At 69.7% G+C, this 14,180-nt stretch carries 7 protein-coding genes; 5 read left to right on the forward strand and 2 right to left on the reverse strand.

Going from position 1 to position 14,180, the window contains the following annotated elements:
• Positions 1-9 precede the first annotated feature (9 nt).
• The 5 genes from ABIE57_RS02110 to ABIE57_RS02130 all read left to right on the forward strand — a co-directional run bounded on the left by ABIE57_RS02110 (position 10) and on the right by ABIE57_RS02130 (position 12,528).
• On the forward strand, positions 10-2,109 hold the full coding sequence (locus ABIE57_RS02110) for an ATP-binding protein (RefSeq protein WP_354537325.1): 2,100 nt from the start codon (positions 10-12) through the stop codon (positions 2,107-2,109).
• A gap of 87 nt (positions 2,110-2,196) precedes the next feature.
• The gene (locus tag ABIE57_RS02115; protein ID WP_354537326.1) at positions 2,197-3,306 is read left to right on the forward strand and encodes an efflux RND transporter periplasmic adaptor subunit; all 1,110 of its coding nucleotides are present in this window, start codon (positions 2,197-2,199) and stop codon (positions 3,304-3,306) included.
• Positions 3,303-6,401, forward strand: coding sequence for an efflux RND transporter permease subunit (locus ABIE57_RS02120; RefSeq protein ID WP_354537327.1), 3,099 nt, complete (start codon positions 3,303-3,305; stop codon positions 6,399-6,401). Before ABIE57_RS02115 ends, ABIE57_RS02120 begins: the two co-directional genes overlap by 4 nt.
• A 105-nt stretch (positions 6,402-6,506) precedes the next feature.
• Positions 6,507-8,291: an autotransporter assembly complex protein TamA gene (locus ABIE57_RS02125; RefSeq protein ID WP_354537328.1), complete on the forward strand. Its 1,785-nt coding sequence runs from the start codon at positions 6,507-6,509 to the stop codon at positions 8,289-8,291.
• A gap of 1 nt (position 8,292) precedes the next feature.
• Positions 8,293-12,528 (forward strand): translocation/assembly module TamB domain-containing protein, encoded by a 4,236-nt coding sequence (locus ABIE57_RS02130; RefSeq protein ID WP_354537329.1) that lies wholly within the window; start codon positions 8,293-8,295, stop codon positions 12,526-12,528.
• Here the strand turns inward: ABIE57_RS02130 and ABIE57_RS02135 are convergent.
• Both ABIE57_RS02135 and ABIE57_RS02140 read right to left on the reverse strand, forming a co-directional pair.
• Positions 12,522-12,857, reverse strand: a complete 336-nt coding sequence (locus tag ABIE57_RS02135) for an aspartate aminotransferase (RefSeq protein WP_354537330.1) — start codon at positions 12,855-12,857, stop codon at positions 12,522-12,524. The genes ABIE57_RS02130 and ABIE57_RS02135 overlap by 7 nt on opposite strands.
• 158 nt (positions 12,858-13,015) lie before the next feature.
• Entirely contained in the window at positions 13,016-14,158 is a 1,143-nt protein-coding gene (locus tag ABIE57_RS02140; protein WP_354537331.1) for a trans-sulfuration enzyme family protein, read from the reverse strand.
• Between the last annotated feature and the right edge of the window lie 22 nt (positions 14,159-14,180).

The following is a 14,180-nucleotide window of genomic DNA, read 5'->3' on the forward strand; positions in this document are numbered from 1 at the left end:
AGGACCCCGATGCGCGCCCCGCTGCGTTTTTTCCCGCTTCGACGCAATCGCGCGGCGCTCGCACTTCTCGGGGCGCTCGCTCTTGCCTGCATGATCGCGGCGGCGGCGATCACCGTGCAGGTCCTGATCCGGCTCGAGGCCTACGGCACCGCCGACACCGACAACCTGCAATGGACCCTCTCGCAGCTTGAGGTGGACCAGATGCGCTTTCGCCTTGCACTGGGGCAACTGGATCCTGCCGATCCCGCGGCACCGGAGGCCGCACGCCGAAGCTTCGATCTGCTCTACAGCCGCGCCATGACGCTGCGCACCAGCCCCACCTATCGCGACGTGCTGGCGACCGAACCGGCACGGACGGATACGCGCGCGATCATCGACCTTCTGGGCGAGATGCTCCCCGTGATCGACAGCACCGACGCGGCCATTCTGAACGGGCGCGCCCGGCTCACCGCGCTGGCCGCGCGCATGACCGCCCCCATTCGCGCGCTCGGCTTTCAGGCCGTGGCCATTGACGCGCGTCAGGCCGGGGCCGAGCGCGCGGCGCTCACGGCCCAGATCGTCACGCTCACCGCCCTCAGCCTTGCCATGCTTCTGGCGCTCGTGGCGCTTCTCGTGCTGCTCTGGAACCTCTATCGCGACCGCCTCGCCGCCGAGGCCGAGGCCGCCGTCGCCCGCGAGCGCGAACTGCGGGCCGTGGAGGCGCGCGCGCGCTTTCTCGCCGTGATCAGCCACGAGATGCGCACGCCCCTGAACGGTCTTCTGGGCGCGCTCGAATTGCTGGAGGACAGCCCGCTCTCTGACGAACAGTCGCGGTTCACACGGATCATGCGCGCCTCGGGCGCGGCGTTGCGCACCCATATCGACGAGGCACTCGACGGGCTTCAGGCCGAGGCGGGCGGGATCGCCCTGCGCCCCGCGCCCTTCGATCTCGATGAGCTTCTCAAGGAGTTGATGGAGGGCCAGCGCGCCGCCGCCGACAGGCGCGGCAACCGGCTCGTGCTCAGCGTGCCCGAGGGCGGCATGGGTCATGTCACGGGCGACCGCCAGCGGCTTTCGCAGGTGTTGCTCAACCTTCTGTCCAATGCCATCAAGTTCACCTCCCACGGCACCGTCACCCTGTCGGTGGACCGCTTCACCGGCACCTGCACCGCGTTTCGCGTGACCGATACCGGTATCGGCATCCCCGCCGCCGACCTGCCGCATGTGTTCGAGGATTTCGTCCGCCTGCCCCCGCCCGACGGCATCGAGCGCGAGGGCAGCGGGCTTGGGCTTGGCATCGCGCGCCAGCTTGTCACGATGATGGGCGGGCGAATCGAGGTCGAAAGCCGCCCCGGCGACGGCAGCCGGTTCACCGTCCGGCTTGCCCTGCCCGAGGCCGACCCGCCAGACGCCCTGCCCGTGCCGATACGCCCGCAGCGCGTGCTCGTGGTCGAGGATACGCCCGCAAGCCGCATGGTCCTTGCCGCGATGCTCGCACGGGACGGGCACGAGGTGATGCTTGCCCATGACGGCCTTGACGGCGTGCGCAAGGCGGGCCGCGCCCCGGTCGATCTGATCCTGATGGATCTCGACATGCCGCATCTCGACGGGATCGAGGCCACCCGCCGCATCCGCTCCGAACCGGGGCCGAACACCCGGACCCCCATCGTCGCGCTCACCGCCCATTACGGCGCGGCGGCGGCCGCGCGGCTCCGCGCCGCCGGGGTCGATGCCACCGAGACCAAGCCGCTCACGCGCGAGCGACTGCGCGCGTTGCTGGGCCGCCTCGGGGCCGCGCCGCCGCTGATCGACATGGCCCATGTCGCGCAACTGTCCGGGACCCTGCCCCCGGCCCAGCTTGACCGCGCGCTCGACGGGCTTCGCGCCGAGGCAACGGCCCTTCTCGCGCTGCCCGAGGACACCCCGCCCGACGGCCTGCACACCGGCACCCATCGCCTTGCCGGTATCGCCGCCACCTGCGGCGCCATCGCGCTCCACGCCCATCTTTCGCGGATGGAGGCCGCACTCGGGGCGGGTGACACAGAGGGCCTCCGCGCGCTGCGCGCCGACCTGCCCGCGCTCTGGCGGGCCACCGATGCCGCGCTCCGGCCCCACCGAACAGCCGCCTGAGCGCAGGCTCACAGGGATTTGCCTTTCGCAAATCCTACGTTAACTCTAAGCAGGCCTGGCACACCGCGCGCGAAGGACCATCCGGAAATGTCCCTCTTCAAGCAACTCCTGATCCTGATGCTCCTCGCCGGGGCGGGCTATGGCGGTTACGACTACTGGCGCACGCATTACGCCGCAGAACCCGAAGCCGCGGCGCAGGACGGGCCGCGCCCGGTCAGTGTGGAACTCGCCCGCGCCGAGGCGCGCATCATGCAGCGCACCATCGAGGCCGTCGGCACCACCCGCGCACTGCGCTCGATCGAGATTGTCCCCGAGGTCGATGGCCGCCTCGTGGAATTGAACATCACCCCCGGCACCCGCGTGACCGAAGGCCAGATCCTCGCCCGGCTCGATGACACCATCGAACGCGCCGATCTCGCGCAGGCCGAGGCGGTTTTGACCGAGCGCAGCCAGTCGCTGGACCGTATCCGCCAATTGCGCCAGACCAATGCCGTCTCGCAGGCGGCACTCGAGGAGACCACCGCCCGCGTGGCCGAGGCCGAGGCCGCCGCCGACCGCGCCCGTCGCCGTCTTGCCGATCGCGTGATCACTGCGCCGTTCGGGGGCGTTGTGGGGCTGACGAGCTATGATGTCGGCGCGCGTGTCTCGGAGGGCGAGGTGCTTGCCCGACTTGACGACCTGAGCGATGTGGAGGTGGAATTCTCTCTCCCCGAGACGGTTTTCGCGCAGGTCCGCACAGGCCAGACCGCCGTGGCCCGCGCCGCCGCCTTCCCCGAGCGCAGCTTTACCGGCACGATCACCGCCGTCGACAGCCGCATCGACCCGGTGGGGCGCGCCTTTCGCACCCGCGCCGTGATCCCCAACCCCGACAGCACCCTGCCTGCGGGCATGTTCCTGTCGCTCACGCTTGTCCTTGCCGAGACCGAGAACACCGTCGTGCCCGAAGAGGCGATCGTGTTCGAGGCCGCGCAAACCTATGTCTTCGTCGCCGAAGAGGGCGTGGCAAGGCGGCGCACCGTGATCACCGGACAACGCGGCGACGGGGTGATCGCGATCACCTCGGGCCTCGTTGCCGGAGAGGACGTGGTCGTGCGCGGGCTCACGCGGGTGCGCGACGGCGCGCTTCTCAACATCGTCGCCCGCGACCGCGACGCCACCGCCGAAAGCAGCGCCAACCCGCCGGAGCAACCGACATGACCCTCTCGGACATCTCCGTGCGCCGCCCGGTGCTGGCCGCCGTAGCAAGCCTTCTGATCATCATTTTCGGCATCGCCGCCTTGCGTGACCTGCCGGTGCGCGAACTGCCGGACGTGGACAATTCCGTGGTCACCGTCACCACCACCTATCGCGGGGCCGCGCCCGAGGTGATCGACACCGACATCACCGAGACGGTGGAGGGGGCCGTCGCCTCCATTTCCGGCATCCGCACCATCACATCCGAGAGCCGTCAGGGCCGCAGCCGGGTGACCATCGAATTCGAGACGGGCGTGGATATCGACGTGGCCGCCAACGATGTGCGCGACGCCGTGGGGCGTGTGCGCGGCGACCTGCCCGACGAGGCGGACGAGCCGCAGGTCGTCAAGAGCGATGCCGACGCCGATCCGGTGATGCGGCTTGCCGTCACCTCGGACCGGATGACCACCGCCGAGATCACGGACTATATCGACCGTTTCATCGCCGACCGTATCGCCACACTCGACGGGGTGGCCAATGTCGATATCGCGGGCGACCGGCCCTTTGCCGTGCGCATCTGGCTTGACCGGCGCGCGCTGGCCGCGCGCAACCTGACCGTCGCCGATGTCGAGGCGGCGCTCCGGCGCGCCAACATCGAACTGCCCGCAGGCGAGGTGGAATCCTTCAACCGGCAACTCACCGTGCGGCTCAACAGCCGTCTGCGCAGCGTCGATGATTTCCGCGAGGTGGTGCTTGACCGGGTGGCGGGCTATCCGGTGCGCCTCGGTGACGTGGCGCGGGTCGAGCCGGGCGTGGCAGACGACTCCACCATCGTGCGCACCAACGGCACCGACGCCGTGGGCCTGTGGGTGCTGCGCCAGAGCCAATCGAACACGCTGGCCATCTCCAATGCCGTGCGCGCCGAGATCGCGACCCTCGCCCCGACGCTTCCCGAAGGCATGAGGATCATCGTGGGCTCTGATGACGCGCTTTTCGTGGGGGCCTCCATCCGCGAGGTCGTGACCGCGCTCTTCATCTCGCTGGCCCTCGTCATCGGGGTGATCGTCCTCTTCCTGCGCAGCCTCCGCGCCACGCTCATTCCCGCGATCACCATTCCCGTGGCGCTCATCGGCACATTCCTTCTGATCGGGCTGTGGGGGTTCTCGCTCAATACGCTGACGCTGCTGGCGTTGCTTCTGGCCATCGGCCTCGTGGTCGATGACGCCATCGTGGTTCTGGAGAATATCCAGCGCCGGATCGAGGACGGCGAATCGGTCATCGTGGCCAGCCTCAAGGGATCGCGGCAGGTGACATTCGCGGTCATCGCCACCTCGCTCACGCTGATCGCGGTCTTCGTGCCGCTGTCGTTCATGCCCGGACAGGTCGGGCGGCTCTTCGTGGAATTCGGCTGGGTCATGGCGGGCACGGTGGCAATCTCCACCTTCGTCGCCCTGACCGCCTGTCCGGCGCTTGCCTCCAAGGTGCTGAGCGCGCGCGCCGTGCGCGACGCCGCCGATACCGCGCCGCGCCGCGCGCCCTTCATCCAGCGCGCCTATCGCGCGCTTCTGACCCGTGCCATCGCCATGCCGCTTGTCGTGCTGGCGGTGTCGGTCGCCATCACGGGGGGGGCTGCCTTCTTTTATGACAGCCTGCCGCGAGAACTGGCTCCGCGAGAGGATCGCGGCGTTGGCTTCGTGCCGCTCACGGCCCCGCAAGGCTCGACCATCTCGCATTCCGACATGGCCGCGAAACAGGTCGAGGACCTGCTGCAACCCTATCTGGACAGCGGCGAGGTCGAGACGGTGTTTTCCTTCACCGGCTGGGGCGGGCGGCCCTGGCGCTCTTTCGTCGTGTTCCGCCTTGCGCCCTGGGAAGAGCGCGACCGCCCGGTTTCGGCCATCGTCGGCGAACTGGCCCCGCTGATGGGCCGGGTCACGATCGCCCGCGGATTTCCGGTGACGCCCGCCGGGCTGGGCCTGCGCGGCAACTCCACGCCCGTGCGCGTGGTGATCGGCGGTCCCGATTTCGACAGCGTCAAGGAATGGGCCGGCGAATTGCTGCGCCGCGCCGAAGAGGTCGAGGGTCTGGTGAACCCCGAGATCAACTTCGAGCAGAACCTGCCGCAACTCGATATCAGCATCGACCGCGCCCGCGCCGACGATCTGGGCATATCCGCCGAGGTGATCGCGGCCACGCTGCAAACCATGCTCGCCTCGCGCGAGGTGACCACCTTCGTCAGCCGCGGCCGCGAATATCCCGTTCTGGTGCAGGCGGACATCGCTGACCGCCGCACGCCCACGGATATCGAGAACATCTTCGTGCGCGCAGGCGATGGCGAGACGCTGGTGCCCTTGGGCGCGCTGGTGACGCTGACCGAGAACGCCGCCGCCCCCTCGCTCCAGCGTTTTGACCGCCTTCCCTCGATCCAGCTTTCCGGCGCGCTTGCGCCGGATGCCGAACTGGGCTCGGTGCTCGACCGGCTGGAGGAGATCGCCACCGAGATCCTGCCACCGGAGGCAAAGCTTGGCTATGACGGGCAGTCACGCACCTACAAGGATACCTCGGGCGGGGTCGGGGTCGTGTTCGTGCTGGCGCTGATCATCGTCTATCTGGTGCTGGCCGCGCAATTCGAGAGCTTTGTGCACCCGGTGGTGATCATGCTCACCGTGCCCATCGGCATCGCGGGCGCGATCTATGCCATGGCGCTCGGCGGACAGTCTCTCAATGTCTACAGCCAGATCGGGATCATCCTGCTGATCGGCCTCATCGCCAAGAACGGCATCCTGATCGTCGAGTTTGCAAATCAGTTGCGCGACGAGGGGCAATCGGTGCGCGACGCGGTGATCGAGGCCTCGGTGCTGCGCCTGCGTCCCATCATGATGACAGCCATTTCCACCATCCTCGGGGCGCTGCCCCTGGTGCTTGCGACCGGCGCGGGGGCCGAGAGCCGCATCGCCGTCGGCACGGTGATCATCGCCGGGCTGGGGCTTGCGTCGCTGCTGATGCTCTTTGTCACGCCGATCCTCTACGATCTGCTTGCGCGCTTCACCCGTCCGCGCGGCGCAATCGAAAAGGCGCTCGAGGCCGAGCTTTCCGCCACTGCCCATCCGGCAGAGTGATTTTCCGCCGGTTGTGCCGTCCCCGCTCTGGCCATTTCCGCGCCCGGATGCGATAGACTGACGGGGTCTGCCGGGGGGTGTGTCATGCGGGTCTTTCTCGCGCGAATGGGTGTTCTAGCAGCGGCAATGCTCGGCCTTGCCGTCCTGCCCGCGTTCCCCGCCGAGGTGCGCCTCGGGGTGCCCGGCGCCTCCAAGGCGTTCAACACCACCCTGCGCAGCGGCTCGCTCAGCATTGCCACCGCCGCTCAGGAGGACGCCACCGCGCAGGACCTGCTTGCCGCCGCGCAGGCCGACTATGCGCGGCTTCTGGGCGTGCTTTACGGCGAAGGGTTTTATAGCAGCACCATCTCGATCCGCGTCGACGGTCGCGAAGCGGCCGGCATTCCGCCCCTCGCCGCCCCGACCGAGATCCAGCGCATCGAGATCGCCATCGAGCGAGGCCCGCGCTTCACTTTCGGCCGCGCCGAGGTCGCCCCCCTCGCCCCCGCCACCACGCTGCCGCCCGAGTTCCGCCCCGGCGCGGATGCGCGCGGCACGCTCATCGGTTCGGCGGCGCGCGCGGGCGTCACCGGCTGGCGCGATGCGGGCCATGCCAAGGCCGCCGTGGCCGGTCAGGACATCGTGGCCGACCATGCCCGCGCCACGCTCGATGCGGCCATCGCCCTTGCCCCCGGCCCGCGCCTGCGCTTCGGCGATCTGCAAATCCGGCGCGGGCAGACCCCCAGCCGCGTGCGCGAGGAGCGCATCCGCGCCATCGCGGGCCTGCCCACGGGCGAGACCTTTTCGCCCGCGTTGCTGGACAAATCCGCCAACCGGCTGCGCCGCACCGGGGCGTTCCGATCGGTCCGCCTGACCGAGGCCGACGCGCCCAACCCCGACGGCACGCTCGACATCGAGACCCGCGTGAGCGACGCAGAACCCCGCCGCATCGGCGTGGGCGCAGAGCTTTCCTCCTCCGAAGGCATCACGCTCTCGGGCTTCTGGCTGCACCGCAACCTTCTGGGCGGGGCCGAGCGGCTGCGTATCGACGCGCTCATCGGCGGGATCGGCGGCGATTCGGGGGGCGAGGATTTCCGCCTTGGCGCGCGGCTCGACCGGCCCGCCACCTTCACGCCCGATACCGGGGCCTTCCTGCTGTTCAATCTCGAGGACAACAACGAGCCCGATTACAGCGAGCGCAAGGCCGAGATCGGCGGCGGCCTCACACATATCTTCTCGGACACGCTCTCGGGTGAGGCGGGGATCACCTTTCGGTATTCGGAAATCAGCGACGATCTGGGCACGCGAACGCTTTCGCACATCCTTTTGCCCGCGCGGCTGACCTGGGACCGGCGCGACGATCCGCTCAACCCGTCACGCGGCCTCTATCTCGATCTGTCCGCCACCCCCTTCGTCAGCCCCGACAAAGGCAGCGCCGGGAGCCGCTTTTTCGTCGATCTGCGCGATTACCTGACCTTCGGCGAGGCCCGGCGCGTGACACTGGCGGGGCGCGCGCAACTGGGCAGTGTGGCGGGCGGCGATTTCCTCGACCTGCCCGCCGACATGCTGTTCTGGTCGGGGGGCGCGGGCACGGTGCGCGGTCAGGGCTATCAGAATCTCGGCGTCGATCTGGCACCCAACATCACCGTGGGCGGGCGCTCTTTCCTCGGGTTTTCGGGAGAGGTCCGCACCATGGTGACCGAGAGCATTCAGGCCGTGGCCTTCGCGGACGCCGGGTTCATCGGCGAGGAGGCGGCGGGCAACGGGCGCGGCGAATGGCAGGGCGGCGCGGGGTTCGGCGCGCGCTATCTCACCGCCGTGGGGCCGATCCGCGTCGATCTGGCCACGCCGCTTGACGGCGATGCAGGCTCTCAGTTCGAGATCTATATCGGCATCGGGCAGGCGTTCTGACATGCGCGCGCTCCTCATTGTTTCGCTTCTCCTGACGCTCTTCGCCGGCCCCCTTGCCGCGCAGCAGAGCGACGAGGACAGCGGCGGCTTTCTCGAGCGGCTTCTGGAGGACAACCTCTCCTCCGCCGGACGCGATGTGCGCATCCGGGGCTTTGCCGGGGCGCTCTCGTCGCAGGCCACGATGGCCGAAATGACCATGTCCGACGCCGAAGGCGTCTGGCTGCGCCTCTCGGGCGTCACCCTCGACTGGTCGCGCGCGGCGCTCCTGCGCGGGCGGGTGGAGGTCAACCGCCTCACGGCGGAGGAAATCGAGATCGCGCGCGCCCCGCTGCCGGGTCCGGAGATCACACCCGAGATCGCCGAGGCGCGGCCGTTCTCGCTGCCCGAACTCCCCGTCTCGATCAATATCGGCGAGTTGACCGCCGGGACCGTGATCCTCGGCGCGCCCCTTCTGGGCGAGGACATCCGCCTCTCGGTTACCGGCGCGCTCTCGCTCGGCTCCGGTGAAGGCAGTGCCACGCTGGAGGCCCGCCGCCTTGACGGGCGCGGCGCGGTCACGCTGGAGGCGGGCTTTGCCAACGCGACCCGTGTGCTCGCGCTCGATCTGGCGGTGGACGAGGCCCCGGGCGGTATCGCCGCCACACTCCTCTCCCTGCCCGGCGCACCCGCCCTCTCGCTGAGCATTACGGGCACCGCACCGCTCGACGACTACGCCGCCGATATCCGTCTGGCCACGGATGGCACCGACCGCCTGACCGGCCGCGTCGCCGTGACCGCGCCCGCAGAGGCCGACGCACGCTTTTCCGCCACGATTGACGGCGATCTCACCCCGCTCCTGCCCGCAGAGTTCCGCCCCTTCTTCGGGCCGCAGAGCGCGCTGGTGCTCACCGGCAGCCGCTCCGCCACGGGCCGCACGGAAATCGAGCGCCTGTCGCTCTCGGCGGCGCAATTCGAGCTTGAGGGCAAGCTTGCCCTCGACGCGGCGAACTGGCCCGAACGGTTTGACCTCACAGGCGAAATCGGCAATGGCCAAGCGCCCGTGCGCCTGCCCGTGACCGACCCGCCCACAGAGATCACCGGCGCGACCCTCACCGCGCGCTATGACGCCGCGCGCGGCGACCGCTGGCGCGCCGAGGCGATGATTTCGGGCCTCAGCCAACCCGATCTGCGCCTTGAGACCGCCACCTTGCGCGCGCGTGGCGCGCTCACGCGCACACCGCCACGCGGCGTCACCGCGCTCACCGAGATCACGCTTGACGGCCTCATCCCCGCCGACCCGGCGCTGGCCGAAGCGATAGGCTCCACCCTCACCGGCCATGCCACGGTGGACTGGCGCGAGAACCACCCGCTCATCCTGCGCGCCTTCCGCGCCAGCGCGGGCGACGCCACGCTGTCCGGCTCCGCCGAATTTGCCGCCCTGTCGGAGGGATTTCCGGTCAAGGGCCGTGTGGCCCTCAGCGCCGAGGACCTCGCGCGCTTTGCCCCGCTCTCGGGCCAGCCGCTCGAAGGCCGCGCCAGCGCGGCAATTGTCGGCTCCGGCTCGCTTCTGGGCGGCGATTTCGACCTCACGATCACCGCCGAGACAGACCGCCTTGCGCTTGGCATCCCGCAGCTTGACCCGCTCATCGCGCCGCCCGGCACCCTTTCGCTTGCCGCGCGGCGCGACACCACCGGCACGACGCTCGACCGGTTGCGCATCGAGAACGCCGAGTTTACCGGCACTGCCGAGGGCCGCCTTTCGGGCCAGAGCGGCGCACTCGGCATCAGCGCCGCGCTGCGCGATCTCGGCCTTGCTGACCGTCGGCTTGACGGGCCTGCGCGCGTGGCGGGGGATGTGGGCTGGCAGGCCGGGGGCGATGTGACGCTCTCGGGCCTCAAGGTCACGGCCATGGGGGCCGCGCTCGATCTGACCGGCACGCTCTCGCCCGAGGTGCCCGGCCTGCCCGTTGCGGGGCGCCTCACGGCGGAGGTGGCCGATCTTGCGCGCTTCGCCGCGCTGACCGGCCAGCCGCTCAAGGGCCGAATCGACGCCACGCTTGCAGGACAAGGCGTGATCGAGGATCGGACCGGCGCGATCACGCTCGACGCGCGCAGCACCGGCCTTGCCCTCGGCATCGCCCAGCTTGACCCGCTCATCGCCAGCGCCGGTGCGCTTTCGGTCGACGCCGCCCATGACGGCACGACGACGACGCTGCACGCGCTGCGTCTCAGCTATGACAAGATCCGCCTGACCGCCTCGGGTGCGGGCGGGATCGCAGCGCAGACCGGCGAAGTCACCTTCGATGCGGCCCTCACGGACCTCTCCCCGCTCGATGCGCGCCTCTCGGGCGCGGGCAGCGCCAAGGGCACCGTTGCCCGCGACGCCGACGGCACGATCACCCTGACGGCCCTTGAGGCCGAGGCCATGGGTGCCACCCTCGCCGCCACCGGCACCGTCAACCCCGAGACACCCGCCGCCACCGGCACGCTCACCGCGCGCGTGGCCGATCTTGCCCGCTTCAACGCCCTCTCGGGTCAGCGTCTGCGCGGCAGGCTTGATGTGCAGGCCGAAGGCTCCGGCGACGGCGAGAGCCTGCGCGTGAAGACCACCCTCGCGGGGCGCGACCTTGCCACCGGCATCGCCGATCTCGACCGCCTCATCGCCGGTCAGCTTGACCTGAGCGCCGATGCGGGCCGCACGCCCGAGCGCATCGAGATCACCGAGATCCGCCTTGCCACGCCGCAACTGACGCTCGATGCGCGCGGCGATGGCGCGGGCGGGCCGGTGACGATTGACGCACGCCTGGCCGATCTCGGGCTTTTCCTGCCCGAGTTTCCCGGCCCCCTCGCCGCGCGCGGCACGGCCACGCTTGCGGGTCCCGAGGCGCGCCGCGTCACCCTCGCGTTCGACGCCACGGGGCCGGCCGGCACCACCGCGCGCGTCTCGGGCGATGTGCTCGACCATGGCGCGCGGCTCGACCTTGCCACCTCGGGGCGCCTGCCGCTTGCCCTCGTCAACCGGTTCATCCAGCCCAATGCCCTTTCGGGCACCGCCGAGTTTGACCTCCGCGCGCAGGGCGCGCCCGCGCTCGCCGCACTTTCGGGCACGGTGCGGACCTCGGGCACACAGGTCTCGCTCCCCGATGCGGGGCTGGCCATCGACGATCTGAGCGGCAGCGCCTCGCTCGGCCAGTCCCGCGCCATCACCGATATCACGGCCCGCCTGCGCGACGGCGGCGCGGTGCGCATCACCGGCCCGGTCTCGCTTGTCCCCGAATACACGGGCGATCTGACCGTGGCGCTTCTTGGCACGGTGCTCAGCGACCGGCTGATTTACACCACAACGGCAAATGGCACGGTGACGCTCAACGGCCCGTTGACCGGCGGCGCGCGCATCGGCGGCGAGATCACGCTGGAGGAAACCAATATCCGCATCCCCTCGGGGCTTGGACCCGCCTCTGTCTCGCTGCCCGACCTGCGCCATGTCAACGAAAGTGCCGCCTCCCGGCTCACGCGCGAACGCGCGGGCCTGCTGCAAGACGCAACCGCCGGCACCCCGCGCCGGGCCTTCCCGCTTGATCTTGCGATCAACGCGCCCGCGCGCATCTTCGTGCGCGGGCGTGGCCTCGATGCCGAGCTTGGCGGGCGGCTGCGCATCGGCGGCACCTCGGCCGATGTCTCGCCTGCGGGCTTTTTCGAACTGCGCCGCGGTCGCCTCGACATTCTCGGCAAGCGCCTCACGCTGACCGAGGGGCGCGTGACCATGCAAGGCTCGCTCGATCCGTGGCTCCGCTTCGTGGCCGAGACAGAGATCGACAGCACCGATGTGCAGGTGATCATCGAGGGGCTGGCCAGCGCCCCCGACGTGACGTTCGCCTCAAATCCGGACCTGCCGCAGGAAGAAATCGTCGCGCGGCTCATCTTCGGACGCGGGCTTGACGATATCTCGCCCTTGCAGGCGGCGCAGCTCGCCTCGGCGGTGGCCACGCTCTCGGGCGGCGGTGGCGATCTGGTGGGGCGGCTGCGCGGCGGGCTGGGGCTGGCCGATCTCGACGTGAGCCAGACCGCCGATGGCGACACACAAGTGAGCGCGGGGGCCTATATCTCCGAGAAGGTCTATACCGAGGTGACCGCCGACAGCGCGGGCAAGCAGCGCATCAACCTCAACCTCGACCTCACCGGCTCGCTTACCGTGAAGGGCGGCGCCTCCAACGATGGCGACGGCGGCATCGGCATCTTCTTCGAACGCGATTACTGAGGTTCACCGCTGCGGCCCTCACCGATCTGCGCGCGCCGGCCCCCGAAATCTTGAAAAGATTTCGGACCGATTTCTTTTGAAGAAATCGGCGCCGCCCCCGGCGTGAGCCACCGCACCGGCGCGCGGTTGCAGAAGATCACGATCTGCCCCGAGTTCTCCGCCACCTGATAGCCACGCCGACGGATCTCGGCCATGAAGCGCGCCATGCCGACGAACCGCTCGATAACGCGGGCCTTGCGCCGGATCACACCGCCCTGCTGAACCGCCCTGGACGTGAACAGGTCGTGCAACCAGACTTCGGGAGAGAGGGGTGAGTTGCGGTTTTGCATGGAGCCCGCATGACCGGGGAAGAGTGAATTCGAAGTTAACAGACGTCGGGGAAATACCGGATTTCGACGGCACTGCGGATGCGTCGGGGGTGGTGGGTGCCCCACCCCCTCGCCACCCCCCGTCGTGTGACCCCGCCACCGGGCGCGGTATCTCCTCGCTACCCCGCCAGCGCCTGTGCCAGATCCTCGCGCAGATCGCTCATGTCCTCGATCCCCACCGACAGCCGGATCAGGTTTTCCGGGATCCCGGTATGCGGCTCGATCGTGTGGCGATGCTCGACCAGGCTCTCGACCCCGCCCAGCGAGGTGGCCCGGTGAAAGAGCCTCAGCCGCCCCACCACCTCCAGCGCGCGCGCCCGGTCGCCCCGGACCAGGAAAGACATCAGATAGCCAAAGCCGCCCGTCATCTGCCGGGCCGCCACGTCATGCCCGGCGTGACGCGCGAGGCCGGGATACAGAACCGCCTCCACGCCGTCATGCGCCTCGAGCCAGGCGGCCAGCGCCAGCGCGCTTGCGCACATCCGCTCCACCCGCAAAGGCAGGGTCCGCATCCCCCGCATCAACAGCCACGCCTCGAACGGCCCGATGATGCTCCCCGCGTCGTGCCGGTCCGTGGCAATCTCGGCCCACATCGGCAGCGACGGCTCACGGCACGACAGAACACCTGCCAGCACGTCCGAATGACCATTCAGCGCCTTGGTGCCCGAATGCATCGAAATATCCGCGCCGAGATCGAGCGCGCGCGTGAGCACCGGCGTCGCCGCCGTGCCATCCACAACCAGCACGGCACCCGCCTTGTGCGCCATGCCCGCCGCCGCCGCGATATCGACCGTGCGCAGCCAGGGATTCGACGGCGTCTCGATCCAGACCATGTCGGCCGAGGACCGGCACGCCTCGGCCAGCGCGCCCGCATCGCTTGCCTCCACCTCGTCGAGCAGGATCGCGCGCCGCACGCAATAATCGCGCACCCATTTCAGCGTGCCCCAGTAGATGCCGGTCTGCATCACCACCCGCGCGCCCGAGGGCAGCGCCCGGAACACCGCCGCCACCGCGGCCATTCCGCTCGGAAAGAGCAGGCTCGCCGCCGCGCCCTCAAGCCGCCGGATCACCTCCTCGGCCTGCCGCACCGTGGCGTTGTGGTCGCGGCCATAGACATTCTCGGGGCGCAGCAGCCCGTAATCCTCGCCCCGCAGATAGGTGGTGGCAAGGCTGATCCCCGGCACCACGCCCCCCGTTTCGGCCTCGGTCGCCCCTGCCGCCTGCGCCGCGATGGTCGCGGGTCTCCAATTCTCGCCAGTCATCCCGTCCCGGTCCTTTTCTTGT

It is taken from the genome of Roseovarius sp. MBR-6, from assembly GCF_040547525.1.
Lineage (GTDB): Bacteria > Pseudomonadota > Alphaproteobacteria > Rhodobacterales > Rhodobacteraceae > Roseovarius.

What these genes read in the sequence shown, in the direction of transcription:
- ABIE57_RS02130 (WP_354537329.1), top strand. Translation starts at nt 8,293, where the DNA reads ATGCGCGCGCTCCTCATTGTTTCGCTTCTCCTGACGCTCTTCGCCGGC.
- ABIE57_RS02120 (WP_354537327.1), top strand. Translation starts at nt 3,303, where the DNA reads ATGACCCTCTCGGACATCTCCGTGCGCCGCCCGGTGCTGGCCGCCGTA.
- ABIE57_RS02110 (WP_354537325.1), top strand. Translation starts at nt 10, where the DNA reads ATGCGCGCCCCGCTGCGTTTTTTCCCGCTTCGACGCAATCGCGCGGCG.
- ABIE57_RS02125 (WP_354537328.1), top strand. Translation starts at nt 6,507, where the DNA reads ATGGGTGTTCTAGCAGCGGCAATGCTCGGCCTTGCCGTCCTGCCCGCG.
- ABIE57_RS02140 (WP_354537331.1), bottom strand. Translation starts at nt 14,158, where the DNA reads ATGACTGGCGAGAATTGGAGACCCGCGACCATCGCGGCGCAGGCGGCA.
- ABIE57_RS02115 (WP_354537326.1), top strand. Translation starts at nt 2,197, where the DNA reads ATGTCCCTCTTCAAGCAACTCCTGATCCTGATGCTCCTCGCCGGGGCG.
- ABIE57_RS02135 (WP_354537330.1), bottom strand. Translation starts at nt 12,857, where the DNA reads ATGCAAAACCGCAACTCACCCCTCTCTCCCGAAGTCTGGTTGCACGAC.